At 66.6% G+C, this 23,096-nt stretch carries 24 protein-coding genes; 9 read left to right on the plus strand and 15 right to left on the minus strand.

What is annotated here, in order from left to right:
• Nucleotides 1-30 precede the first annotated feature (30 nt).
• From SPO_RS09095 to SPO_RS09110, 4 genes are all read left to right on the plus strand, one after another.
• Nucleotides 31-1,017 carry an ABC transporter substrate-binding protein gene (locus SPO_RS09095; protein WP_044028186.1) on the plus strand — a complete coding sequence of 329 codons (987 nt, stop codon included), beginning with the start codon at nt 31-33 and terminating at the stop codon, nt 1,015-1,017.
• A 170-nt stretch (nt 1,018-1,187) separates the two neighbouring features.
• Nucleotides 1,188-1,901, plus strand: coding sequence for an ABC transporter permease (locus SPO_RS09100; protein WP_011047522.1), 714 nt, complete (start codon nt 1,188-1,190; stop codon nt 1,899-1,901).
• On the plus strand, nt 1,894-2,628 hold the full coding sequence (locus tag SPO_RS09105) for an ATP-binding cassette domain-containing protein (protein ID WP_011047523.1): 735 nt from the start codon (nt 1,894-1,896) through the stop codon (nt 2,626-2,628). Before SPO_RS09100 ends, SPO_RS09105 begins: the two co-directional genes overlap by 8 nt.
• Nucleotides 2,629-2,647: 19 nt before the next feature.
• Nucleotides 2,648-3,463 (plus strand): extracellular solute-binding protein, encoded by an 816-nt coding sequence (locus tag SPO_RS09110; protein WP_011047524.1) that lies wholly within the window; start codon nt 2,648-2,650, stop codon nt 3,461-3,463.
• A gap of 111 nt (nt 3,464-3,574) precedes the next feature.
• Here the strand turns inward: SPO_RS09110 and SPO_RS09115 are convergent, their stop codons facing one another.
• From SPO_RS09115 to SPO_RS09155, 10 genes are all read right to left on the minus strand, one after another.
• Entirely contained in the window at nt 3,575-4,447 is an 873-nt protein-coding gene (locus tag SPO_RS09115) for a helix-turn-helix transcriptional regulator (protein ID WP_011047525.1), read from the minus strand.
• The gene (locus SPO_RS23425) at nt 4,448-4,573 is read right to left on the minus strand and encodes a hypothetical protein (RefSeq protein ID WP_268957406.1); all 126 of its coding nucleotides are present in this window, start codon (nt 4,571-4,573) and stop codon (nt 4,448-4,450) included.
• Nucleotides 4,570-5,835 (minus strand): c-type cytochrome, encoded by a 1,266-nt coding sequence (locus SPO_RS09120; protein WP_044029198.1) that lies wholly within the window; start codon nt 5,833-5,835, stop codon nt 4,570-4,572. The genes SPO_RS23425 and SPO_RS09120 overlap by 4 nt, the downstream gene beginning before the upstream one ends.
• Complete coding sequence (locus tag SPO_RS09125) at nt 5,835-7,016, minus strand: formate dehydrogenase subunit gamma (RefSeq protein WP_011047527.1); 1,182 nt, start codon at nt 7,014-7,016, stop codon at nt 5,835-5,837. The genes SPO_RS09120 and SPO_RS09125 overlap by 1 nt, the downstream gene beginning before the upstream one ends.
• Nucleotides 7,017-7,140: 124 nt before the next feature.
• Nucleotides 7,141-7,734 (minus strand): formate dehydrogenase FDH3 subunit beta, encoded by a 594-nt coding sequence (gene fdh3B, locus SPO_RS09130; protein WP_011047528.1) that lies wholly within the window; start codon nt 7,732-7,734, stop codon nt 7,141-7,143.
• Nucleotides 7,735-7,746: 12 nt separating this feature from the next.
• Complete coding sequence (locus SPO_RS09135) at nt 7,747-10,641, minus strand: formate dehydrogenase subunit alpha (protein ID WP_011047529.1); 2,895 nt, start codon at nt 10,639-10,641, stop codon at nt 7,747-7,749.
• Nucleotides 10,642-10,747: 106 nt separating this feature from the next.
• Nucleotides 10,748-10,939, minus strand: coding sequence for a twin-arginine translocation signal domain-containing protein (locus SPO_RS09140; protein ID WP_011047530.1), 192 nt, complete (start codon nt 10,937-10,939; stop codon nt 10,748-10,750).
• Between the two features lie 67 nt (nt 10,940-11,006).
• On the minus strand, nt 11,007-11,618 hold the full coding sequence (locus SPO_RS09145; RefSeq protein WP_011047531.1) for a TorD/DmsD family molecular chaperone: 612 nt from the start codon (nt 11,616-11,618) through the stop codon (nt 11,007-11,009).
• A 3-nt stretch (nt 11,619-11,621) separates the two neighbouring features.
• Nucleotides 11,622-12,251 carry a DUF3306 domain-containing protein gene (locus tag SPO_RS09150; protein WP_011047532.1) on the minus strand — a complete coding sequence of 210 codons (630 nt, stop codon included), beginning with the start codon at nt 12,249-12,251 and terminating at the stop codon, nt 11,622-11,624.
• Nucleotides 12,248-12,808, minus strand: coding sequence for a DUF3305 domain-containing protein (locus SPO_RS09155; RefSeq protein WP_044028187.1), 561 nt, complete (start codon nt 12,806-12,808; stop codon nt 12,248-12,250). The genes SPO_RS09150 and SPO_RS09155 overlap by 4 nt, the downstream gene beginning before the upstream one ends.
• 276 nt (nt 12,809-13,084) lie before the next feature.
• Here SPO_RS09155 and SPO_RS09160 point away from each other — a divergent pair, with 276 nt between their 5' ends.
• Nucleotides 13,085-15,034, plus strand: coding sequence for a 4Fe-4S binding protein (locus SPO_RS09160; protein WP_011047533.1), 1,950 nt, complete (start codon nt 13,085-13,087; stop codon nt 15,032-15,034).
• A gap of 107 nt (nt 15,035-15,141) precedes the next feature.
• Here the strand turns inward: SPO_RS09160 and SPO_RS09165 are convergent, their stop codons facing one another.
• Nucleotides 15,142-15,870 (minus strand): hypothetical protein, encoded by a 729-nt coding sequence (locus SPO_RS09165; RefSeq protein ID WP_011047534.1) that lies wholly within the window; start codon nt 15,868-15,870, stop codon nt 15,142-15,144.
• A 68-nt stretch (nt 15,871-15,938) separates the two neighbouring features.
• Between SPO_RS09165 and SPO_RS09170 the strand changes: the two genes are divergently transcribed.
• From SPO_RS09170 to SPO_RS09185, 4 genes are read left to right on the plus strand one after another with little or no spacing between them, the layout of a single operon-like run.
• Entirely contained in the window at nt 15,939-16,136 is a 198-nt protein-coding gene (locus SPO_RS09170) for a DUF6494 family protein (protein ID WP_044028188.1), read from the plus strand.
• Nucleotides 16,133-17,194, plus strand: a complete 1,062-nt coding sequence (locus tag SPO_RS09175; protein ID WP_011047536.1) for an Mrp/NBP35 family ATP-binding protein — start codon at nt 16,133-16,135, stop codon at nt 17,192-17,194. Before SPO_RS09170 ends, SPO_RS09175 begins: the two co-directional genes overlap by 4 nt.
• Nucleotides 17,191-17,898, plus strand: a complete 708-nt coding sequence (locus SPO_RS09180) for a DUF4444 domain-containing protein (protein WP_011047537.1) — start codon at nt 17,191-17,193, stop codon at nt 17,896-17,898. The genes SPO_RS09175 and SPO_RS09180 overlap by 4 nt, the downstream gene beginning before the upstream one ends.
• Nucleotides 17,895-18,374: a DUF6505 family protein gene (locus SPO_RS09185; RefSeq protein ID WP_011047538.1), complete on the plus strand. Its 480-nt coding sequence runs from the start codon at nt 17,895-17,897 to the stop codon at nt 18,372-18,374. Before SPO_RS09180 ends, SPO_RS09185 begins: the two co-directional genes overlap by 4 nt.
• 139 nt (nt 18,375-18,513) lie before the next feature.
• Here the strand turns inward: SPO_RS09185 and SPO_RS09190 are convergent, their stop codons facing one another.
• The 4 genes from SPO_RS09190 to SPO_RS09205 form a co-directional block, all read right to left on the minus strand.
• Nucleotides 18,514-19,014 (minus strand): flavin reductase family protein, encoded by a 501-nt coding sequence (locus tag SPO_RS09190; protein ID WP_011047539.1) that lies wholly within the window; start codon nt 19,012-19,014, stop codon nt 18,514-18,516.
• Between the two features lie 182 nt (nt 19,015-19,196).
• Complete coding sequence (locus tag SPO_RS09195) at nt 19,197-20,609, minus strand: 3'-5' exonuclease (RefSeq protein WP_011047540.1); 1,413 nt, start codon at nt 20,607-20,609, stop codon at nt 19,197-19,199.
• A gap of 1 nt (nt 20,610) precedes the next feature.
• Nucleotides 20,611-21,129 (minus strand): hypothetical protein, encoded by a 519-nt coding sequence (locus SPO_RS09200; protein ID WP_044028190.1) that lies wholly within the window; start codon nt 21,127-21,129, stop codon nt 20,611-20,613.
• Nucleotides 21,130-21,214: 85 nt separating this feature from the next.
• A complete protein-coding gene (locus SPO_RS09205; RefSeq protein ID WP_011047542.1) occupies nt 21,215-23,038 on the minus strand; it encodes a DUF294 nucleotidyltransferase-like domain-containing protein in 1,824 nt (607 codons plus the stop codon).
• Between the last annotated feature and the right edge of the window lie 58 nt (nt 23,039-23,096).

Below are 23,096 nucleotides of genomic sequence, written 5' to 3' on the forward strand. Positions count from 1 at the left end.
AGAAACAGACAACCAACAAGGAGTGAAATCATGAAGAAACTGATGAATGGTGCGGCGCTAGCCCTGGCCCTGGCGGCTGGTCCGGCTCTGGCGGCTGACGAGGTCAAGCTGCAGCTGCAATGGGTGACCCAGGCGCAGTTCGCCGGCTATTATGTGGCCCTGGACAAGGGGTTCTATGACGAAGAGGGGCTGGACGTGACCATCCTGCCCGGCGGTCCCGACATCGCCCCGCCGCAGGTGCTGGCCGGTGGTGGCGCCGATGCGATGCTGAACTGGATGCCCTCGGCGCTGGCGGCGCGGGAAAAGGGCCTGCCGGTAGTGAACATCGCCCAGCCCTTCAAATCCTCTGGCCTGATGCTGACCTGCTGGAAGGATACCGGCATCACCGGGCCGCAGGATTTCAAGGGCAAGACCATCGGCGTCTGGTTCTTTGGCAATGAATACCCGTTCCTGAGCTGGATGAGCCAGGAGGGGATCAGCACCGACGGCGGCGCCGACGGGGTGACCGTGCTGAAACAGGGTTTCAACGTCGATCCGCTGCTGCAGCGCCAGGCCGATTGCATCTCGACCATGACCTATAACGAATATGGTCAGGTGCTTGATGCCGGTGTCAGCGAGGACGAGCTGGTGACCTTCAAATACGAGGATATGGGCGTCGCCACGCTGGAAGACGGCATCTATGTGCTTGAAGACAACCTCAAGGACGAGGCCTTCAAGGACAAGATGACCCGCTTTGTGCGGGCCTCGATGAAGGGCTGGAAATATGCCGAGGCCAACCCGGACGAGGCTGCGGGCATCGTTCTGGACAATGACGCCACCGGTGCCCAGACCGAGGCGCATCAGGTCCGCATGATGGGCGAGATCGCCAAGCTGACCGCCGGCTCGAACGGCGCGCTGGACCCGGCCGATTTCGACCGCACGGTCGGTACGCTGCTGGCGGGTGGCTCTGATCCGGTGATCACCAAAACACCCGAAGGGGCCTGGACGCATGAGATCACCGATGCGGCGCTGAAGTAAGTCTGACGAGCTGAACCGGGGTCATCCCCGCGATACGCGGTCCCTTTCGAGGGGCCGCGTTTTTTCATGCGGGAATGTCGGTTTTGTTTGGGACGATATGCAGGGGCATGATATGAAAATCACTGCAAGATAACGCGATTTGAGTCCAAGAGAGAGCAACCAGGGAAATAATGCAAAGTTTTGCGCAAGAAATGCAAGCTGCGTTTACCTTGATCCTGGCCGGTGATTCCGAACTGCTGGGCATTGTCGCTTTGTCGTTGCGGGTGTCGCTGCTTGCGGTTCTGTTTGCGGCGCTGATCGGTATGCCGCTGGGCGCGGCGCTGGCGGTGGGACGCTTCCCGGGTCGGCGCGCGCTGGTGGTTCTGGTCAATGCGCTGATGGGGCTGCCGCCGGTGGTGGTGGGGCTGCTTGTCTATCTGATGCTGTCGCGCTCGGGCCCGCTTGGGGTGTTGCAACTGCTCTACACGCCAACCGCGATGATCATTGCGCAGGTGGTGCTGGTCACCCCGATCATCGCCGCTCTGACCCGGCAGGTGGTCGAGATGCTGGATGCCGAATATGCCGAACAGATGCGCAGCCTGGGCCTGTCGCGGCTGGCCACGGTGCCGGTGCTGTTGTGGGACGGGCGGGTGGCCCTGCTGACCGCAGTTCTGGCCGGGTTCGGCCGCGCCATTGCCGAAGTGGGCGCGGTGATCATCGTCGGGGGCAATATCAACCATGTGACGCGGGTGATGACCACCGCCATCGCGCTTGAGACCTCCAAGGGCAATCTGGCACTGGCGCTGGCGCTTGGGGCGGTGCTGATCGGTATCGCCATCGCGGTCAATGCGCTGGTCAGCCTGCTGGGCGCGCGCAGCCGGGCCGAGGTGATGGCCCATGCGTGACCTGGTCGAGGAAAGCGGGCTGATGATCGAGGCGCAGGGCCTGCGTATCGCGCGCGGCGGTCAGCGCCTGCTGGATGTGGCGCATCTGCGGTTGGGCGGGCCGGGGCCGACCGTGATCCTGGGGCCGAACGGGGCGGGCAAGAGCCTGCTGTTGCGCTGCCTGCACGGGCTGATCGGGGCCGATGTCGGCGCCGTGCGGCAGAACGGGCGCCCGCTAGACGGTGACGAGCGGGCGCGCCAGGCCATGGTGTTCCAGCGACCTGTGATGCTGCGCCGCTCGGTGGCGGGCAATCTCGATTTCGTCCTGCGCCGCCGGGGTCTGGCCCGTCGGCAGCGCCAGGACCGGATCGCGGATCTGCTGGCGGAGGGCGGCTTGCAGTCGCGAGGCGGGCAGAGTGCGCGCTCGCTCTCGGTGGGCGAGGCGCAGCGGTTGGCGATCCTGCGCGCGCTGGCGACCGAGCCCGAGGTGCTGTTTCTGGACGAGCCCACCAGCGCGCTTGACCCGGGTGCGACCCAGGCGATCGAGGCGTTGGTGCTGCGCGCCAGCACCCGGGGCGTGCGGATCGTGATGGTGACCCATGATATCGGCCAGGCCCGTCGGCTGGCGGCGGATGTGGTGGTGATGATGGGCGGGCAGGTGGTCGAACAAGGCCCCGCCGCGCAGGTGCTGGACGACCCGGCCAATGGCGCGGTGCGCCGTTTCCTGGCCGGAGAGCTGATTTTCTGAACATTTACGGAGACTGGATATGATCGGAAGTGTTTTCCGCATGGGCGCGCTTGTGCTTGGCCTGATGGCGGGCTCGCTGGCACAGGCGGGTGACTTCATCGTGGTACAATCCACAACCTCGACCCAGAACTCGGGCCTGCTGGATCATATCCTGCCCGCGTTTGAGGCCGAGACCGGCATCGAGGTGCGGGTGGTCGCGGTGGGCACCGGCCAGGCGATCCGCAATGCGGCCAATGGCGATGGCGACGTGCTGCTGGTTCATGCCAAGGCGGCGGAAGAGAAATTCGTGGCCGAGGGCTGGGGCGTCGAACGCTTCGATGTCATGTATAACGACTTCGTGCTGGTCGGCCCGGCCTCGGATCCGGCGGGGGTGCGCGGTGGCAGCGATATCGTTGCGGCGCTGAGCGCGATTGCCGGGGCCGAAGCGCCCTTTGCCTCGCGCGGAGATGACAGCGGCACCCACAAGGCCGAGCTGCGCCACTGGGCCAGCGCGGGTATCGATGTGAGCGCCGCCTCGGGCGGGTGGTATCGCGAGACCGGCTCGGGCATGGGGGCGACGCTGAACCTGGCGGCCGGCATGGGTGCCTATGCGCTGAGCGACCGCGCTACCTGGATCGCCTTTGGCAACAAGGGCGATCTGGTGGTGGCGGTCGAGGGCGACGCACGGCTGTTCAACCAGTATGGCGTGATCCTGGTCAACCCAGCCAAACACCCCGGCGTCAAGGCCGAAGCAGGGCAGCGGTTCATCGACTGGCTGACCGGTGACGAGGGGCAGGCGGCGATTGCGGGCTATACGCTGGACGGCCAACAGCTGTTCTTTCCCAACGCCAAGTGAGCGCATTCGCTATCGGCAGGGAGAGATTTTTCGACGAAAAATCTCGCCTCCGGCGGGAGCATCTGGAGCGAAATGAAGGGGCGGCACTGTCTGGTGCTGCCCCTGTTTCGATCAGCCGCTGGCGCCGTTGTGATGCACGGTGCCAAGGCCGCTGAGGTCATAGCCCCCCATCTCGGTGGCGCGGGTCGCGAAGGCGGGGCCGCGCAGGAAGCTCATCAGGCGCGTCATCGGCGGGTCGAACGCGGCGCGTCGCCAGATCGCCAGATCGAAGCGTTCCTCATGGGTGGGCAGGAAGCCCAGCCCGTGCGGAGAGGCCAGCGCGCCCAGGCCGAACCCCGCCTCGGCCTTGCCCGATTGCAGCAGCATGGCCAGATCCTCTTCGGTTCGGGCGCAGGCGGGGTCGGGGGCAAGATCGGCGGGGGTGATCCCCAGGTTCTCCAGTTCAGCAAGGAACAGGTGCTGGCTGGCGGCGCTGGACTGGCGCATCGCCACCCGGCGCCCGCGCAGATCGGCCAGTCCGGTGATACCGCTGACCCCCGGGGCCAGCAGCAGCCCACGCTGACGTCGCGCGATCTCGATCAGCACCACCGGCGCCTCTCCCAGCGCGTCGCGCAGCGAGGCGGTGTTGAACCCGTCTGCCTCGCGGATATGCAGCGCGGCGGCCTGCGCCTTGCGCTCCTTCAGCCGGGTCAGCCCGTCGAACGAGCCGTCATAATAGGTGGCCAGCCCCGCGCCGCTCTCTCGCAGCGCCCAGTCGAGCAGCGGATCGTGGCTGCCCGCCAGGATCGGGGGCAGGGGCGGCTCGGCCACCCGCGGCCCCGCGCGCGAGGCATTGAGCCAGGCCAGCACCTCGGCCCGGGGAAACAGCAGCTTGCCCATGGCGCGCACATGCGGCACCTCGCCCGAGGCGGCGAGGTCATAGGCCTTGCGCTCGCCGATCCTGAGCAGATCGGCCAGCTCTCGGGTGGTCAGGAACTCGGCCATTCAGTCGAGACGCACATCCGCCCCGGTGCCGCGCTCGGCGGCCGAGAAACCGGCACGGCTCAGCACTTGCGGCGCGGCGACGGTGATGACGGCCATCAGGACAACGGCGCTGAGAAAGGCTTTCATGGGGACTCCTTTGCCAGGGTGGCCCGGCGCAGATAGGCGATCAGGTCGGCGCGGTCCTGGGCGCCGGTGATCCGTTGCATGGGCATCTTTGACCCCGGAATGTAATGGTCCGGGCCCAGATCGAAAAGCGAATTGATGCTCTCCTCGGTCCAGACGATATCCGAACCCGCCAGCGTGTCGGAATAGAGATAGCCGGGCAGGGTGCCGGCGCGGCGGCCAAAGACCCGGTACAGCGTCGGCCCGGCGCGCCGCCCGCCCTCGGGCGTCAGCGCGTGGCAGATCGAGCATTTGCGGGCAAACTGGCGCTCGCCATTGTCCATCTGGTCGGGGTCCTTCAGAAAGCTGCGCTCGCCGCTCGCCATCTTGCCATGTTCCGAGAGTGAGGCCACCGGCCAGCTGTACATGGTGTCGTCGATGCCGCCTGCATGGATATTCGCGCCATCCGGCGAAAAGGCCAGCGCCCAGACCGGCCCGCGCAGGGTGGCGCGGAAGTCGCGGGCGATGCGCCAGCTGGCGGTGTCGATCACCATGATATAGCCTTCGCCATCGCCCACCGCGAGCTGGCTGCGATCGGGGCTGAGCGCCAGCGCCAGAACCGGGCGACGGTCGAGGGTAAAGTCGCGCTCGGCCCCGGTGGCAAGGTCGAGAATCCGCGTCACCCCATCGACCGCGCCATAGGCCAGCCAGCCGTCTGCGTCATTCAGTACGATCTCGTTGATGCCGAACCCGTGCCGGGTGATCTGGCGCAATTCGCTGCCGCTCGCGACATCCCATAGCCGCAGCACGCCATCCATGCCGGCAGAGTAAAGCAGCGTACCATCGGGAGAAAAGGCGACCGCGTTGACCCCGCTGGCGGCATCAAGGCTGCGCGGTGCCCTGCTGTCCAGCGGCCAGAGGCCGATGGTTCCGTCCCAGCTGGCGGTGGCGGCGAGGGTCTCCGACAGGGCAAGACCGGTGATCTTGCCCTTGTGGCGGCCCAGGATGGTGCCTTCGGGCCAGCGGCGCAGGGTGAAATCGTCGCCTGCCGAGTAGAGCACGCCACCCTGAAACGCCACCGTATTGACGGCGGCCTCGTGCCCTTCGAACCAATGCGGCGCCCGCCCGGTCCACAGCCCCACGGAATTGTCGAAACTGGCGGTGGCGATCTGCCCCTCCGGGCCGACGGCAATGCCCATCACCGGCCCGCCGTGCCCCTTGAGGGTGAAGAACTCTGCCGCCGCGCAGGCGGGCCAGAGCAGCAGCGCCAGCGCCAGCGCGCGCATCATTCCGCCGGGCTGGGCCTGGCCTTGCTGGCCTCGGCCGATTTCACCTCGTCCAGCCACAGCGAATGGTGCTCGCGCGCCCATTGCTCCTCGACCTCGCCCGAACCCATGGCATCGAATGCGCCCTCCATCCCCAGCGAGCCCAGATAGATATGGGCGATGATGATGGTGATGAACGCAAAGGCCACGATCAGGTGCCAGAGCTGTGCATATTGCATCTCCTGATGCGGGGTCATCACCTCGGGCAGGGACAGGCCCATGGCCTGCGGCAGGCCGGTTGCATTGGCCAGCGCAAAGGTCTTGGCAAACATCGGCATTTCAAAGGGAAACAGCAGCGACAGGCCCGAGAGCGAGATCGACAGGCCCAGCAGGATGCACAGCCAGAAGATGATCTTTTGCCCGGCATTGAACTTTTTCGCGGGCGGGTGCAGCCCCTTGCTGAACAGGCCACCGCCCACGGCCAGCCATTTCAGGTCGTGCCGGTTGGGGATGTTATGGGCGATCCAGTTCACCGTCACGATGGCCAGACCGATCATGAAGGCCCAGGCGATGTTGTTATGCACCCATTTGCAGGCCAGCGCGAGGGTGGCAAAGGCCTCCTTGCCCAACAGCGGGATCAGGACGTCGCGCCCATAAAGCGTGATCAGCCCCGACACCGCCAGTACCAGGAACGACCCGGCAAACAGCCAGTGTCCGAACCGCTCGAAGGCGGCGAAACGGGTGACGCTGCGCCCGGTCCTGGCGCCGTCGATGCGGATGCGGCCGCGCAGCAGATAGAATAGCGCCAGCACCACGATCATGCCAGCCAGCGCATAGGTGCCATAATCGCGCAGCGCGCCTTCGCGCAGGCTCAGCCACCACATGCCATCGTCCTGGATGATCACATCGGCGGCAGGTCCGCGCGCCGAGACGGTGACATCCGCCGCGCCATAGCGCAGGGCGCGAAAAATCTCGCTGTCCGAGGCACCGCCGCGTACGCCCAGCTGAGCCTCAAGCGGCGCGGTCTGGCTGCCGGTATCGGTGGCGCGATAGGCATCGTCGACCTTTTCGCCCCGCTGGCGGGCCAGAATATCCTCTAGCGTGGTGGCGCCGCCGGTGGCGGAGCGGTCCGGTGCCCCCTCCTGCGCCACGGCGGGCAGGGCCAGACAGAGCAGACAGATCAGAAGTCGCAGAACCGGCATCGGAACCTCATGTGCAAACCGCACCGCCGGAAAGCCGCGAAACAGCGCGGCGGCGCGAGAATTTTCGCAGAAAATTCTTGGTCCTGCGGCGCAAATTTGATGCGCCGCAGGGGATCAGGCAGCCTCAGCCGCCCTTCTGGTCATAGGCGGTGCCCCAGCCCCAGGCGCCTGTACCAAAGCCGCGCGCCACGACGCGTTCGCGGTAGATGGCCGAGACCACGTCGCCGTCACCGGCCAGCAGTGCCTTGGTCGAACACATCTCGGCGCAGATGGGCAGCTTGCCCTCGGCGATCCGGTTGCGCCCGTATTTGGCGAATTCGGCCGTCGAATGGGTCTCTTCCGGGCCACCGGCGCAGAAGGTGCACTTGTCCATCTTGCCGCGCGATCCGAAGTTGCCCGCCTGCGGATATTGCGGCGCGCCAAACGGGCACGCGTAGAAGCAATAGCCACAGCCGATGCACAGATCCTTGGAATGCAACACCACACCGTCTTCGGTCTGATAGAAGCAGTCCACCGGGCAGACCGCCATACAGGGGGCGTCCGAGCAATGCATGCAGGCCACCGAGATCGAGCGTTCGCCCGGTTTGCCGTCATTGATCGTAACCACCCTGCGGCGGTTGATGCCCCAGGGCACTTCGTGCTCGTTCTTGCAGGCGGTCACGCAGGCGTTGCACTCGATGCAGCGCTCGGCGTCACAGAGAAACTTTGCTCTTGCCATTTTCAGTCCTCCTTACGCTGCCGAGATCTTGCAGAGAGTGGCCTTGGTCTCCTGCATCTGGGTCACCGAGTCATAGCCATAGGTCTGCGCGGTATTCGAGGCCTCGCCCAACACATAGGGATCGGCGCCCTTGGGGTATTTCTCGCGCAGATCGGCGCCCTGGAAGTGACCGCCGAAATGGAACGGCATGAAGGCCACGCCGGCACCGACCCGTTCGGTCAGCATCGCCATCACCTTGACCTTGCCGCCCTCGGGACCCTCGACCCAGACCTGCTGCCCGTCGCGAATGCCCAGATTGTTGGCATCGCGCGGGTTGATCTCGACGAACATGTCCTGCTGCAATTCGGCCAGCCAGGGGTTCGACCGGGTCTCTTCCCCGCCACCCTCGTATTCGACCAGACGTCCCGACGTAAGGATTATCGGGTAATCCTTTGAAAAGTCGTTCTTCTGGATCGAGGCATAGAGGGTGGGCAGGCGATAGGCATGCCGGTCCTCATAGGTGGGATAATCCGCCACCAGGTCGCGCCGGTTGGTATAGAGCGGCTCGCGATGCAGCGGGATCGGGTCGGGGAAGGTCCAGACCACGGCGCGGGCCTTGGCATTGCCGAAGGGCGCGCAACCATGCTTGATCGCCACCCGCTGGATACCGCCCGAAAGGTCGGTCTTCCAGTTGGTCTTGGGTCCGGCCACCGCGTCGATGGCGGCACGTTCCTCACCCGTCAGATCGCCGTCCCATCCCAGATCCATCAGCATCTGCATGGTGAATTCAGGGTATCCGTCCTGAATTTCGGCGCCCGGGTTCGACACGCCCTCGGCCAGCAGGTTGTCACCGTCACGTTCCACCCCGAACCGGGCGCGGAAGCAAAGCCCGCCCTCGGCCACCGGTTTGGACATGTCATAGAGGTTCGGCGTGCCGGGATGGCCCATTTCCGCCGTGCCCCAGCAGGGCCATGGCAGACCATAGTATTCACCATCGTTGGGACCGCCCACCGCTTGCAATGTCGTGCGGTCGAAGGTGTGCTGATTGGCCATGTGGCTCTTGAGCCGCTCGGGCGACTGGCCGGTATAGCCGATCGTCCAAAGCCCCGCGTTGAACTCGCGGGTGATGCTTTCGACATTCGGGGTCTCCGCATCGTCCATCTCGATATTGCGGAACAGCCGGTCGGCCCAGCCGAACTTGTTGGCGAACTTGGCGATGATGACCTCGTCCGGCAGGCTTTCGAACAGCGGATCGACCACCTTGTCGCGCCATTGCAGCGAACGATTGGAGGCGGTGACCGAGCCACGGGTTTCGAACTGCGTGCACGCAGGCAGCAGATAGACCCCGTCGGTGCGGTCATGCATGACGGCCGAGACGGTGGGATAGGGGTCGATCACGACAAGCATGTCGAGCTTTTCCATCGCCGTCTTCATTTCCGGCCCGCGGGTCTGGCTGTTGGGCGCGTGGCCCCACAGCACCATGGCACGGACATTGTTGTCCTGATCCATGTTGGCCGGATCTTCCAGAACGCCGTCGATCCAGCGGCTGACCGGGATGCCGCTTTCGTTCATCAGCGGCTTGTCCTTGCCATCCTTGTCCTTGATCGAGGCGAACTGTCCCTTGAGCCAGTCCAGATCCTCGCCCCAGACACGCGCCCAATGGGCCCAGGCACCGGCGGTCAGGCCGTAATAGCCGGGCAGGGTGTGGCTGAGCACGCCCAGATCGGTTGCGCCCTGCACGTTGTCATGGCCACGGAAGATATTGGTGCCGCCACCCGAGGTGCCCATGTTGCCCAGCGCCAGCTGGAGCACGCAATAGGCGCGGGTGTTGTTGTTGCCATTGGTGTGCTGGGTGCCGCCCATGCACCAGATCACGGTGCCGGGACGGTTGTTGGCCATGGTACGGGCCACACGTTTCAGCTGGCTGCCGGGCACACCGGTCACGCGCTCGGTCTCTTCGGGTGTCCAGTTGGCCACCTCGGCCTTGATCTGGTCCATGCCCCAGACACGGGTGCGGATGAACTCCTTGTCTTCCCAGCCGTTTTCGAAGATGTGCCACAGGATGCCCCAGATCAGGGCCACGTCCGTACCGGGGCGGAAACGCACATATTCATCGGCATGCGCGGCCGTACGGGTAAAGCGCGGATCACAGACGATGAGCGGCGCGTTGTTCTGTTCCTTGGCCTTCAGCACATGCAGCAGCGAGACGGGGTGCGCCTCGGCCGGGTTGCCGCCGATGATGAAGATGGCCTTGGAATTGTGGATGTCGTTATAGCTGTTCGTCATCGCGCCATAGCCCCAGGTGTTGGCAACACCTGCAACGGTCGTCGAGTGACAGATACGGGCCTGGTGATCCACGTTGTTCGTGCCCCAATAGGCGGCGAACTTGCGGAACAGATAGGCCTGTTCGTTATTGTGCTTGGCCGAACCCAGCCAATAGACGCTGTCCGGGCCGCTTTCGGCGCGGATCTTCATCATGCCGTCGCCGATCTCGTCGATGGCCTGTTCCCAGCTGATCTGCTTCCACTCGCCACCCTCTTTCTTCATCGGGTACTTCAGGCGGCGTTCGCCATGGGCGTGCTCGCGGACCGAGGCCCCCTTGGCGCAATGGGCGCCCAGGTTGAACGGGCTGTCCCAGCCGGGCTCTTGCCCGATCCAGACGCCGTTCTTGACTTCGGCGACGACGGTGCAGCCCACCGAACAATGGGTGCAGACGGATTTCACGGTCTCAACCGCCGATCCGGCGGCTGTCTGGGCGCTGGCCTGCGTCACGGTTCCGCCCGTGGCGCTGATCGCGGCCAGGCCGCCGATCGCCAGACCCGAACCGCGCAGGAACGCGCGGCGGTCGACATGGCTGTCGCCGACCTGGGACAGGATCGAGTTCCGCTGGGGGCGTCGCGCAACCCCGTTGGTCTTTTTCCTTAGCATCTTCTACCTCCCGTGCTGGCCACTGGTTGTGGCTGGCTTGGTACCTGTTGGAACCGGCGTCAGGGCCTCACGCAACCGTCTGCCGGGGGATGACGGCGTCCATTCGTCAGAAACGGGCGCTGTCCAGATAGGCGCGGGTATGCGCGGTGTCTTGAAGGCGGGTCTCGTCGGTGGGCAGCGCCGCTGCCTCGGCCTCGCTCCCCAGGGCCGCCGCGGCCACCGCCGCAGGAGCCGCCGTTCCGGCCAGTTTCAGGAAGTCCCGGCGGCTGGCGCCGTCTTCTCTGGTCTTCTTGCTCATGGAAACCTCCTGTTCCATTTGCGGGTCTGGCGCCCCCCTTTGGCGGGGGATGCCGGCGAAAGGCGGCTCAGGCCGCCGTCATCCGGAAGGCTTCGCGCTCGATCTCCATGAACACGCGGCCGGCGGCGCCGACCGAGGCATAGAGGACCGAGGCTTCGGCGCCTTCCAAATCCGAATAGAAATGCCCCGCCCAGGGGCCGATATGGCGCGACCAGAACAAGCGCTGGTCGGCCAGCGGGGCCGGGGTTGAGAACCGCCCCACGATCATGCCCGCCATCATCTCCATCAGCGAGGCGATATTGTCCTCGGGCTCGAATACGTTGGGCGCGCGGGTGATGGCGCGGGCAGCCATGTCCTGGCGCAGCTGGGCCAGCGGCTTTTCGTTCAGGAAACCGGTCAGGTAATAGCTGGCATAAGGCAACAGTTCGCCCCGTCCCAGCCCGATGAACAGCGCGTTGAACTCGCGTTCTGCGGCGGCGGGCTTGGTCACCCGCGCCACCCGGGCCAGCGCCCCGATGGCCTGGCCCAGATCGGTCTCGTCTCCGGAAAGGCCCGCGATCTGGTCGAGCAGCAGCTGGTCGGGCGGGGCCGACAGAAGCAGGCCGAGGAAATTGTAGAAATCCGCACGCAGGCGGTCCTCGTCGCTGATCGGTGCTGGGGCTGTCTCGGTCCGGGTCATTCCTTATCCTTCAAAGGTGAAGCGCATGCGCCGGGGCGCGGGTGGGGCGGTGGTGTCGCCCTCGGGGTGGGTGGCGTCAGGGGGCGCGGGCGCCTCGGGGTCCCGCAAGGGGACCGCCTCGTTGCCCGCCTCGGCTGCGGGCGCAGCCTCGGTCGCGGCCATGGCCAGCGGTTCCTCGGTGGGCAGGTCGGGCGTATCGGTGTCGGGTTCGGGGGCGGCCTCGGCTTCGGCCTGTGCCGCCAGCGCCTCGACATGGCGCAGCATGCCCCGGCCCACCTGATAGGCGGTCTGCAACCCTTCGATCACGCGGGTCGCATCGGTGAAATCCTCGCCGTAATCCACCAGCCCGTCCACATTGGCCAGCACTGGGTTCAGCCGCCAGAGACGGCGCAGCGCCCGGCGGCGCAGACGGTCGGGCACCAGTTCGCTCATGAAGCGGCTGACATCGTCGCCCGGTTGCAGCAGGTCGGGATCGGGCAGGTCCAGACGCGCCAGGATCTCGGCATCGTCCTGCTGCTCCAGCTCGGCCTGTGCCTCGGCCCGGGCGCGCAGCTCGAGCGCGGCCGTCTCGGCCCGCTCTTCGGCCGCGACACCGGCGCGCCGGCGGCTCCAGAAATCGCCCCGCGCGCTCATTGCACCAACCGCCGTTTGGGGGCGCGATAGACATCGCCCTGTTGCCGGATGCGCGCGTCGCCGCGCCCATCCTCGACCAGGTCCACCCGCTTGCGGTCGCGCCGCCGTTTGACGAAAGGTTCGGCATGGTGGTGCTGCAAGGTGAAATCGCGCACCCAGGCCACCAGCCCAGGCGTCATCGGGATCTTTTCCACGATATCGTCCGCCGTATCGGCATAGTCCTGCCCCTCGTAAGGAGAAGCGGTGACCAGTACCGCCTCGAGCGGGCGGTCGGCATGGTCGGTTTCGCGCAGGACCAGATAAATCGAGGGCACGCCATCGGACAGGTTGATCCGGTAGGCCTCGGCATCGGCGGCCCAGAGGATCAGTGGCAGGGTGGCGGCGTGATACTCGACCGCCTCGCCCTCGCGCCGGAGCTCGGCCCAATCCGCAGGTCCCGCGCCCGGCAGCACCGCAACCGCGCGCCAAGACCACCGGGCCCAGCGGGTCACCCCCGGTGTCTTGCGGACGACAACGCCCAGCGGCATCTCGATGTGAACTCTGGCGGCCTGGGCCAAATGATCCTCCCCGGAAAGCTCTCCCCTTCTTTCCGTCCGGGAAACTATGGGGCGGAAAATCCGGGCTGCCAAGACATTTTGCCCGATTGGCCTGAAGAGTTGACCAGTTTCACACGCGGTTGTGAATTCCCGCCCAAGCGCAATAGGACTTTAGTACCACTCGACCCCGGTGCGGATGCCGGTTGGATGATCCCGACAGGGCCTTTACCGGCGGTCCGGGCTGGGCCAAGCTTGGCCGCGCATGTGGTCCGGCGCGCCGGGCGAAAGGGGAGCGACATGACCGAGACGTTGATTTTATGCGATTGCGGCGGCAGCCAGACACTGGACCGCGAGCAGATCGCCAGCGGCTGCGGCGCGTCCTGCTCGCGGGTGTTTCGAGCGCTGTGCACTGACGAAATCGCCAGGGCGGCCGAACTGATGCAGGCGGGCGATGTGGTGATCGCCTGTGGCCAGGAACAGGCGGTATTCACCGATCTGGCCACCGAACTGGGGGTCGAAACGCCCGGTTTCGTCGATTTGCGCGATCGCGCGGGCTGGTCCGAGCAGGGAGCTGAGGCCGGGCCCAAGATGGCGGCGCTGGCCGCCGAGGCGCTGATGCCGGTAGCACCGCCCCCGGCGGTCGATGTGATCAGCGAGGGGAGCTGCCTGATTGTCGGTCCGGCGGATGTGGCCTGCGATCTGGCCGAACAGCTGGCCGGGCCGTTGGCGGTCACCGTGCTGCTGGACGCGGGCGATCCGCCGCTCAGCCGCGCCTATGACGTGGTGGCGGGGCGGCTGACCCGCGTCGAAGGGGCATTGGGCGGCTTTCGCCTCAGGATCGACGGGTTCCGGCAACTGATCCCGGGCGGGCGGGGCGCGTTTGCCTTTGGTCCGCCGCGTGACGGCGCGATCTCGGCCTGCGATATCGTGATCGACCTGACCGCAGGAACACCGCTTGTCCCGGCTCCCGACAAGCGCGAGGGCTATCTGCGCGCCGATCCGCGCGATCCGCTGGCGGTGGCGCGGCTGGCGCTCGAGGCGGTGCAGCTGACCGGCACGTTCGAGAAACCGCTCTACGTGCGGCTCGATGAAAGTTTGTGCGCCCATTCCCGCGCCGGGCAGCGGGGCTGTTCAAACTGCCTCGACATCTGCCCCACTGGCGCGATCACATCGGCGGGCGATCATGTGGCGATCGATCCGATGGTCTGTGCCGGCTGCGGCGCCTGCGCGGCGCTTTGCCCCTCGACCGCGATCACCTATGAGGCGCCGACCGTGGCGACGCTGCTGGCCCGGATGCAGCGGCTGGCGCGCGCCTATCGTGCGGCTGGCGGCGCGGCGCCGCGCCTGCTGGTGCATGATGCCCACGGGGGAGAGATGATCCGCCTTGCGGCCCGGTTCGGGCGCGGCCTGCCCGCAGATGTGATCCCGCTGGAGCTGGGCACCGTGTCGGGCCTGGGCCATGCCGAGATGCTGGCGGCGCTGGCGCATGGGTTTGCCAGCCTCTCCGTCCTCATGGGGCCCCGAACCGAGCGCGACGCGCTGATCCGCGAACTGGCGCTGGCCGAGGCGATTGGCGGGCAAGGGCGGCTGGAGCTGCTCGACTTTGCCGATCCCGATGCGCTCTCGGATCATCTGTATGAGGCGCCGGTGCCCGAGGCGCTGGCCACGCCGGTGCTGCCGCTGGGCAACCGGCGTCAGATCACCCGGCTGGCGGCGCAGGCGCTCAACCCCGGTGGGCCGGTGCTGGACCTGCCCCAGGGCGCCCCCTATGGCGCGGTGGCGGTGAATACCGATGCCTGCACGCTCTGCCTCAGCTGCGTGTCGCTCTGCCCCTCAGGCGCGCTGATAGACAATCCCGACCTGCCGCAACTGAACTTTCAGGAGGACGCCTGCCTGCAATGCGGCATCTGCCGGACCATCTGCCCGGAACAGGCGATCACGCTGGTCCCCCGGCTCGACCTGTCCGATGCAGCACTGGGGCAGCGGGTACTGAACGAGGAGGAGCCCTTTGCCTGCGTCGAATGCGGCGCGTTGTTCGGGGTGCGCTCCACCGTCGAGCGGATCATGGAGAAACTGGCCGGCACGCATCCCATGTTTGCCCAAAGCGCCCAGGCGCGGATGATCCAGATGTGCGACGATTGTCGGGTGGGAGCGCATTTTGCGCAGGAAAACAATCCGTTGTCCTCCAACCCTAAACCGAGAACCGTCACCACCGAGGATTATTTTACCAAGCGCAAGGACCATTGAACGACGCCCTTGTCTTCCTTTAGCCCAAAATACGCCCGCCGGGGGCGCAGATTTTTCGACGAAAAATCTGCGGGGCGCCCGGCCTCGGCCCTCGCGCGTGTTGCCTGTCACTTCACGATCAGCGGCGCGCCCAGATCGGCGGCGCCAGTGGCCGCGACAAAGGCCAGGATCGCCTCCAGTTCGTCGATCGTCACCGTCACCGGATGGATCGGCGGCGGGCGTTCGGCGTCAAACGGCGCGGTGACGCCCGGTATCTGGGTAAAGGCCGGATGCGGGCGCAGCACATAGAATTGCTGGAACCGCGCGTCCCAGTCGGGCAGGCTGCGCAGCACCGCGAAAGACGGGGTCGACCCGATCCCCTTCATCCGGTTCTCGGCGCCGGTCACGTGGCAGCGTCCGCATTTACCCTGGGCCAGGCTGGCCCCAAGCGCCGCGTCGCCTTCGAAATCGACGGTCTCAACCGCCGCCGCTTCGTCCCTCAGCGCGACGAATGCGGGCCCTTCGGAGGGGGTGAAGCTCTCGATCGTGCGCTGGCCGATCTCCGAGCGGAGCCAGTCGCGAAACCGCTCCTGTCGTGGCTCGGCCTCGATCTGGAGCAGATAGACCGTGTCGCCCTGCCGGAACACGCGGGTGCCATCGCCCTCGCTGACCAGTCGCATCGGCCCGACCGGATCCGCGACAACACGAATTCCGGTCTTGAGCGAGAAGCGCGGCAGAATATGTTGCAAGAGACCCGACCGTGTCAGAACCTCTGGGCTGGCAAGACCAATCGCCTCCTGCGCGTTGCAGGGGGTGGCGAAGGCGAGCAGGCTGAGGCACAAGAGGGCATGTCGCATGTCCCGCAGCCTAACGGCGGCGCGGGCACTGCGTCAAATGACGCGTGGGATACAGGAGAGACCGGGCCATGAGCGGCGATTACAACATGTCGATGCGCAAGTTCCTCAAGCAGGTGGGAGTCACCGGCCAGCAGGCGATCGAGGAGGGGTTGCGCAAGGCGGGCAGCCCCGAGGGCGGCGCCTTTCGCGCCCGGATGGTGCTGACCATCGAGGGGCTGGATGTCAGCCACGAGGTTACCGGCCTGATCAAGGATGGTGACGCATGAGCCTGCGCGAGGCCGTTCTGGCCAATCTCAAGAAGATCACCGACCCGGTTTCCGGACAGGACATCGTCAGCGCCGGCATCGTGCGCGCGCTCAATGTCGAGGGCGACACCGTGCGCTTTGTCATCGAGATCGACCCCAAGCTGGCCGAGCGGATGGAGCCGGTGCGCGCCGCCGCCGAGAAGGCCGCCCAGATGGTCGAGGGTGTGGCCAAGGTCTCGGCCATGATGACGGCGCATTCCGACAAGGCGCCGCCCGAGCTGAAGCCGCGCGCCAAGGCAGCGCCGCAAGGGCCGCAGCCGGTGGCAGGGGTCGACCGCATCGTCGCCGTCGCCTCGGGCAAGGGCGGCGTGGGCAAATCCACCGTGTCGGCCAACCTCGCCTGTGCGCTGGCCGCCGAAGGGCGGCGCGTCGGCCTGCTCGACGCCGATGTCTATGGCCCGTCGCAGCCGCGCATGCTGGGCGTGTCGGGGCGGCCTGCCAGCCCGGACGGCAAGACCATCCTGCCTCTTCGCAATCATGGCGTCACGATGATGTCGATGGGGCTGATGACCAACGAGGGGCAGGCGGTGGTCTGGCGCGGTCCGATGCTGATGGGCGCGCTGCAACAGATGATGAACCAGGTGCAATGGGGCGGGCTGGATGTGCTGATCGTCGACCTGCCGCCGGGCACCGGCGACGTGCAACTGACGCTGAGCCAGAAATTCGCCGTCGATGGGGCCATCATTGTGTCGACGCCGCAGGACGTGGCGCTGATCGACGCCCGCAAGGGGATCGACATGTTCCGCCAGCTCAAGACGCCGATCCTGGGCATGATCGAGAATATGTCGACGCATATCTGTTCCAATTGCGGGCATGAGGAGCATGTGTTCGGTCATGGCGGTGTCGCGGCCGAGGCCGAGAAACTGGGCGTACCGCTACTGGGAGAGATCCCGCTGCATCTGGATATCCGGGTCGCCGCCGATGGCGGCGCGCCGATCGTGGTCAGCAAGCCCGACAGCCCGCAGGCCGAGGCCTTCCGCAGGATTGCCCGCGACCTGATCGCCAAGGGACAGGCATGAGCACGCCCACCTTTCCGCCGCTGATGCAGGGTGTCGCCGCCCAGGGAGGTGACGCCCCGTTCGAGCGGGCGCAGGCCCAGGCGGCGCTTGGCTGTGATGGCGGGACGGTGGTGCACAGTGTTCAGGCCGACCGGCTGCGTGCGGCGCTGGTGCTGGCGCCCGAGGTGGCGCTGGCCGATGCGATGGCGATGCTGCCGCTGTGTGCGGTCGGATTCCAGAACGCGCTGGGGGCGCTGGCCCCACCCGAGGTGGCGGTGCATCTGGACTGGGCTGGCGATATCCATGTCAACGGCGGGCGCTGCGGGCGGCTTTGCGTGGCCGCCTCGACCCGTGATCCGCAGGTGCAGCCCGACTGGCTGGTGATCGGGCTCGATCTGGCGCTGCTGCCCACCTCGGACATGCCCGGTGCGCATCCCGACGAAACCGCGCTTTACGAGGAAGGCTGCGCCGATGTGACCGCTGTCACCCTGCTGGAAAGCTGGACCCGCCATGTGATGACCTGGATCAACCGATGGGAGGACGAGGGCAACGCGCCGCTGCACGCCGAATGGATGGGCCTGGCCCGTGGCGTCGGCGAAGAGGTGACGCGCGCCAACTGCACGGGGACCTTTCTGGGTGTTGACGAGAAGTTCGGGATGCTGATCCGTACCGGTGCCGATACCCGCCTGATCCCGCTGACCGCCTTGCTGGAGGACCCCTCATGAACCTGGCCCGGGCCATTCATTTCGACGAAAGCGACCTCAGGGTCTTTCACAGCCCGGCGCGCACCGGGGAATGGTGCATCTCGGGCGGGTTCGAATTCTCGAACTGGTCGGGCGCCGATCTGGAGGGCAAGGCGCGGCAGGCCTTTGCCAATGGCTGGCTGGGGCTGGAGACCTTCGGGAGGGTCACCTTTGTGGCAGTCACTCGGATCGAGGAGGGCGAGGTGGCGGCGCTGGCCGAGAACCTGGCGCGCCATTTCGTCAGCCATTACGGCGCCCCCTCGATCGAGGCGGCGCTGGAGGTGGCGCGGGGCGAGATCGCCCAGATGGCCGATCTGTGCGAGGGTCACGACCCCAACACGCTGCTGACGGTGGCGCGGGACCTGTCCGAGGCCGGTGTGCGCGAGGCCTATCGCACCATCCAGCCTCAGGAGGCCGAGCTGGACCTGCTGGCGGTGCATGTCACGCCCGACGAATAGAGCGCCGCGCCCGTTGTTGTCAAAAGGAGCGCCTGTGGCGCGCGCCTTTGGTGCCGCGCCTTGCGGCGCGGGATGCGAGGCGCTGCCTCGCGCTCCGGGATATTTGGGGCAAGAGGAAAGGGGCGGCGGAGCCTGATTTTCAGAGCAGGTCGGTGAAGCCGCCATATTGGCCGCGCTTGAACATCAGACCCTTGCCGGGGCGATGGGTGGCGCGCAGCACCTGGCCGACCAGGATCAGGTGATCGCCCGCCGGATGGCGCGCCTGGATTTCGCAATCGAACCGCGCCAGTGCGCCAACCAGTGTCGGCACCCCGTTCAGGCCCGGCGCCCAGTCGACGCCATCAAAGTCGAGACCGTCCAGCGCAAAGCGCTGCGCGATTGCATGTTGCCCCTCGGCCATCACATGGATCGCGTAGTGGCGGGTATTGGCGAAAGTTCCGAAACGGGCCGAGTCATTGGCCAGGCTCCACAGTACCAGCGCCGGTTCCAGCGAGACCGAGGCAAAGGAATTGGCGGTGATCCCCGCGGGCCCATGCGTGGATTGTGCCGTGATCACGGTCACGCCGGTCCCGTAACAGCCCAGCGCGTCGCGAAAGGCGCGGGCGCTGTCGGGGCCGGGGGTGAATGTGGTCTCGGTCATCTCAGCCTCGGGTCGGGATCGCGCCCCCACGTGCCATGGCGGGGCGGGATTGTCCATGCCGGGGATCGCCTGAATATCGGCGGTCGAGAGATCGGGTTTTCGGTTCATGCCCGCAGCAAAACACCAAAATATGCGTTTTTGATGTTAGAATTGCGCCGCATGGCGGCCGGGTCGCGACCGGATCAGTTCAGATCTTCGATCAACCGCCCGTGTTTGCGGGTTTCGCTGATCACCGCGCCAAACGTGTCGAGCCCGCGCGCGCGCAGCATCGGCAGCATCCGGCACAGCACCTCGGCGGTGGCCTGGGCATCCCCCAGGGCGGTATGGCGCAAAGGCGCGGGAATGGTGACACCCAGCCGGTCGCAAAGCGCGTCCAGTGTGTGGGTCTCGCTGGCGCCGAACAGCACCGCCGAGAGCAGCACCGTGTCGAGGATCGGGTGATCCCAGTCCAGCCCGCAACGCGGCCCGTGACGGCGCAGGAAGGCAATGTCGAAGGGCGCGTTATGGGCCACGATCACCGCGTCGCGGGCGAACTGGTGGAACTGGCGCGCGGCGGCCACGATATCCGGGGCGCCCGCGACCATCGCGTCGGAGACACCATGCACCCGGGTCGAGGCGGGCGGGATCGGGCGGCCGGGATCGACCAGCTGGTCGATCCGCTCACCCGGCACGATCCGCCCCTTGACCACCCGCACCGCGCCGATCTGCACGATCTCGTCCTTGTGCGGCAGGAGCCCGGTGGTCTCGGTGTCGAAGACGGCAAAGACCAGGCTGTCCAGTGCGCGCGCCTCCAGCGCCGCCTCGGCGGGCTGGTTGAGAAGGTCGAAATCATAGACCAGCGGGCGCGCCGCCTCGGGCGCGATGCGGCTGCTGGCCTCGTCGAGGATCAGCATGTAGCCCGGCGCGTCACCCAGCGGTTTCATTCGCGCCTGATAGCTTTGCGCGCCGTCGGTGCCGGTCAGGGTGCAGCTTTGCTCCAGCCCGGTCTTGACCAGCCGCGCATAGGCGCGTTCAAGCCCGGCGCGCTGGAAATAGTCAAACAGCGAGGCGTTGAGACGGGGATGGGCTATCTGCGCCAGAACGCCCGCCGCCTGCCCGTCATAAAGCACGATCTGATGGGCGGGGTTGGCCAGCAGCATGGCGACCGGGATCTCGGTCAACAGCGCGGTCAGCCGCGCGGTCTCGGCGGCCAGATGCGCGGTCTCTGACGCCACGGCGGCGGCAGTGTCCATGGCGCTGCTGCTGAGCTGGCCCGCAAGCCCGGCGGCAGCGGGCGCCAGATCGCCAAGATAGCGGGCCGCGTGCAGGTCGAGATCGCCCGCCACGCCCGCATGGGCGCGGGCGCGCATGCTGGCCGACAGACGCTCGATCGGTTTGGCGATGTTTTCGTCGAACAGCAGCCAGACGCCGGCCACCAGCGCCAGCAGGCCGAAGCCCGCGCTCAGCGCCGCCAGCACAAAGGCATCGAGCAATTCGGGAGTGCCCGCGCGGGAATAGGCCAGCCAGAGTGCGCCCAGCACCACCGCCAGCCCGCCCGCCGCCAGCAGGCAGAAGAAGAGAAAGATGCGCAGGCGCAGGCTCAAACCGGTCAGCATCTCACACCTCGCAGGCGGCCTGAATGACCGGGTCGCCTGCGGGCGGGCGGCGCCAGTCTGCTCCCGCGACGCTGCCATCGGCGGCGAACTCGGCCCCATCGGCCAGGCTGGCGCGGCGCAGGCTGTCGCAATCGACCAGCACCGGCAGGCGGTTCACCGCGGCCCAGCGGCCGAAGAAATAGAGATCGAAGAGGCGCTGGCCGGGCTGACCCGGATGGGTCTTGAGGCTGGTGGAATCCAGCGCGGCGAAGCGGTCGACATAAGGAACGAGATAGGTCCAGGGACGGTAGAGGGCGCGGCTCTCGACCGTTTCGATCACCACCATGCCCTCGGGCAGGGCGGCGCGGGTGCGGCTGTACCAGCCGTATTCGCTGGCGATGGTCACGCCGATCATGCCGCAGCCGGCGGCCACCGGCGCCAGCCAGCGCGGCAGCCGCCCGCCCAACAGCCGGTTCAGCGCCATCACCACGCCAGCCATGGCCAGACCCGCCACCAGGGTTCCGATCAGTTCCAGAAACATCGCCTCTTCTCCTCCAGCCTTCCAGGGGGCCAACCGTGCGGCAGGGGCAAGATTTTTCGTCGAAAAATCTCTGCCCGCGCGCCGGTCAGCTCAGCATGCCCTTGCCATGGCCCACTGCCGATTGCATCGTCTTTACCACCACGAAGGCATCGCGCAGATGACTTCGCTCAAAGTCCGACAAAGATGTGGGCGCCAGATAGTTGTCCGGCGCCTCGCCGCGCCGCACCAGCGCGGCCTGATGCTCCAGCCGGGTTTCGGCGATCAGGTCATAGGCGTCCTTGAGATCGCGCCCCCCCGACGCGCTGAGCACGCCCGCCGCTTCGGCGGCCTCGAGCCGGGCGCGGGTGCCGACCTCGGTCAATTCGCCCTGTAGCGCATAGATGCGGCCCAGATCGACCACTGGCACGACGCCATTGTGTTTCAGGTCGAGCGTATTGCGATGCTCGCCCGAACGGATGGTGGCGAAACCGCGCAACAGCCCCAGGGGCGGCGTGTGTTTCAGCGAGTTCGAGATCATATGCGCGACAAAGATCGAATTGGCTCGCGCCGCCCGCAGGGTTTCGGCCTGAAGATCGGTGAACAGCGCCTGATGCCCGCCGATCGGACGCAGGTCGAACATCACGCTCGCCAGCATCTGCGCCTCGGGGTTGGGCTTGGCAATCCAGCCGCGGAAATAGTCGCGCCAGACCCGCACCGGCTGGCACCAGCGCGGGTTGGTGGCCATCATCTCGCCAGGGCAATAGACATAGCCGCAGGTGTTGAGCCCGTCGCAGACGAACTGCGCCAGCTCACCGAAGTAAGGCATCTGGGCCTTGGTCACCGCGTCGTCCAGCATCAGGCAATTGTCCTGATCGGACACGCCAGTCTGTTCCTGCCGGCCCTGGCTGCCGCAGGCGAGCCAGAGATAGGGCACCGGTGGCGGCCCGAGCTTCTCTTCGGCCAGCGCCAGCAGGCGGCGGGTGGCGGTGTCGGCGATATCGGTGATCAGGCGGGTGACCACCTCGTGCCGGTTGCCGCCGGCGACCAGCTGCACCAGCAGGCGCGGGATCTCGGCGGTGACCTCGGCCATCTCAGCGGCACTGGTGGCGCGGGCGAGGCGGCTCACCAGTTCGGCGGAACTGACCGCCTGGAACCGGGTCAGATCGGTCTGGGTGACCATGCCCACCAGCCGCCCGGCCTCGACAATCGGGATATGCCCAATATGGCGCTCCATCATCGCGTGCAGCACGTCCGATCCGATGGCCGAGGGGGCGAGGGTGAGCGGGGCAGGGGTCATCACCTGATCGACCGGGGTATCGGGGCTGCGCGCCTCGGCCACCACCTTGCCCGAGAGATCGCGCTGGGTAAGGATGCCGACCAATGCACCGTCTTCGCAGACACAGAGAGAAGAGATCGAGCGCGCGCGCATCTCCTGCGCCGCCGCCTGTACCGTGGTATCCGGCGCGCAGGTGGCAGGATCGCGGGCCATCAGGGTCTCGACCCGGCTGGTGGCGAGGCTTTGCACCTGTGGGCGCGGCGCGCGGGCGCGGTTGAAGAATTTCGCCACCACCGGATGGGCGGCCATGAGGTCCGAGAACAGATCGGGCGGCAGCACCAGCAGCACCGAATGGGCATCGGCGCGGGCCGAGGTGACGGCGTGCCCGTCGCGCATCAGTCCACGCTCGCCAAAGGAATTGCGCAGGCCAAGGTGTGAGACCACCGCGCCGTTTTCATCACGGATCTCGATCTGGCCCTCGTAGACGATGAACAGGCCCGGAAGCTTTTCGCCCAGATCGTAGACGGCGAAATCGCGCTCTACCTCCCAGGCGTCCAGCCGGGTGGCGATCCGCTCCAGTTCTTCCAGCGGCAGCGCATCATAGGGGTGCACCGATTTCAGGAAACGGGTGATCTGGTCAGGGGTAAGGGGCATGGGTCAGCACCGGGTCTTGAATGAAAAAGTCCCGCCGGGACAGGGCCAGGCGGGACAT

It is taken from the genome of Ruegeria pomeroyi DSS-3, from assembly GCF_000011965.2.
In the GTDB taxonomy this organism is placed as follows: Bacteria; Pseudomonadota; Alphaproteobacteria; order Rhodobacterales; family Rhodobacteraceae; genus Ruegeria_B; species Ruegeria_B pomeroyi.

Bases quoted from the DNA above. Each gene is read 5' to 3' on its own strand.
- SPO_RS09145 (WP_011047531.1), bottom strand. From the start codon at position 11,618: ATGACCCGGACCGAGACAGCCCCAGCACCGATCAGCGACGAGGACCGC.
- SPO_RS09105 (WP_011047523.1), top strand. From the start codon at position 1,894: ATGCGTGACCTGGTCGAGGAAAGCGGGCTGATGATCGAGGCGCAGGGC.
- SPO_RS09175 (WP_011047536.1), top strand. From the start codon at position 16,133: ATGAGCCTGCGCGAGGCCGTTCTGGCCAATCTCAAGAAGATCACCGAC.
- SPO_RS09095 (WP_044028186.1), top strand. From the start codon at position 31: ATGAAGAAACTGATGAATGGTGCGGCGCTAGCCCTGGCCCTGGCGGCT.
- SPO_RS09140 (WP_011047530.1), bottom strand. From the start codon at position 10,939: ATGAGCAAGAAGACCAGAGAAGACGGCGCCAGCCGCCGGGACTTCCTG.
- SPO_RS09165 (WP_011047534.1), bottom strand. From the start codon at position 15,870: ATGCGACATGCCCTCTTGTGCCTCAGCCTGCTCGCCTTCGCCACCCCC.
- SPO_RS09160 (WP_011047533.1), top strand. From the start codon at position 13,085: ATGACCGAGACGTTGATTTTATGCGATTGCGGCGGCAGCCAGACACTG.
- SPO_RS09110 (WP_011047524.1), top strand. From the start codon at position 2,648: ATGATCGGAAGTGTTTTCCGCATGGGCGCGCTTGTGCTTGGCCTGATG.
- SPO_RS09125 (WP_011047527.1), bottom strand. From the start codon at position 7,016: ATGCCGGTTCTGCGACTTCTGATCTGTCTGCTCTGTCTGGCCCTGCCC.
- SPO_RS09200 (WP_044028190.1), bottom strand. From the start codon at position 21,129: ATGTTTCTGGAACTGATCGGAACCCTGGTGGCGGGTCTGGCCATGGCT.
- SPO_RS09115 (WP_011047525.1), bottom strand. From the start codon at position 4,447: ATGGCCGAGTTCCTGACCACCCGAGAGCTGGCCGATCTGCTCAGGATC.
- SPO_RS09190 (WP_011047539.1), bottom strand. From the start codon at position 19,014: ATGACCGAGACCACATTCACCCCCGGCCCCGACAGCGCCCGCGCCTTT.
- SPO_RS09170 (WP_044028188.1), top strand. From the start codon at position 15,939: ATGAGCGGCGATTACAACATGTCGATGCGCAAGTTCCTCAAGCAGGTG.
- SPO_RS09135 (WP_011047529.1), bottom strand. From the start codon at position 10,641: ATGCTAAGGAAAAAGACCAACGGGGTTGCGCGACGCCCCCAGCGGAAC.
- SPO_RS09100 (WP_011047522.1), top strand. From the start codon at position 1,188: ATGCAAAGTTTTGCGCAAGAAATGCAAGCTGCGTTTACCTTGATCCTG.
- SPO_RS23425 (WP_268957406.1), bottom strand. From the start codon at position 4,573: ATGAAAGCCTTTCTCAGCGCCGTTGTCCTGATGGCCGTCATCACCGTC.
- SPO_RS09185 (WP_011047538.1), top strand. From the start codon at position 17,895: ATGAACCTGGCCCGGGCCATTCATTTCGACGAAAGCGACCTCAGGGTC.
- SPO_RS09205 (WP_011047542.1), bottom strand. From the start codon at position 23,038: ATGCCCCTTACCCCTGACCAGATCACCCGTTTCCTGAAATCGGTGCAC.
- SPO_RS09195 (WP_011047540.1), bottom strand. From the start codon at position 20,609: ATGCTGACCGGTTTGAGCCTGCGCCTGCGCATCTTTCTCTTCTTCTGC.
- fdh3B (WP_011047528.1), bottom strand. From the start codon at position 7,734: ATGGCAAGAGCAAAGTTTCTCTGTGACGCCGAGCGCTGCATCGAGTGC.
- SPO_RS09150 (WP_011047532.1), bottom strand. From the start codon at position 12,251: ATGAGCGCGCGGGGCGATTTCTGGAGCCGCCGGCGCGCCGGTGTCGCG.
- SPO_RS09120 (WP_044029198.1), bottom strand. From the start codon at position 5,835: ATGCGCGCGCTGGCGCTGGCGCTGCTGCTCTGGCCCGCCTGCGCGGCG.
- SPO_RS09180 (WP_011047537.1), top strand. From the start codon at position 17,191: ATGAGCACGCCCACCTTTCCGCCGCTGATGCAGGGTGTCGCCGCCCAG.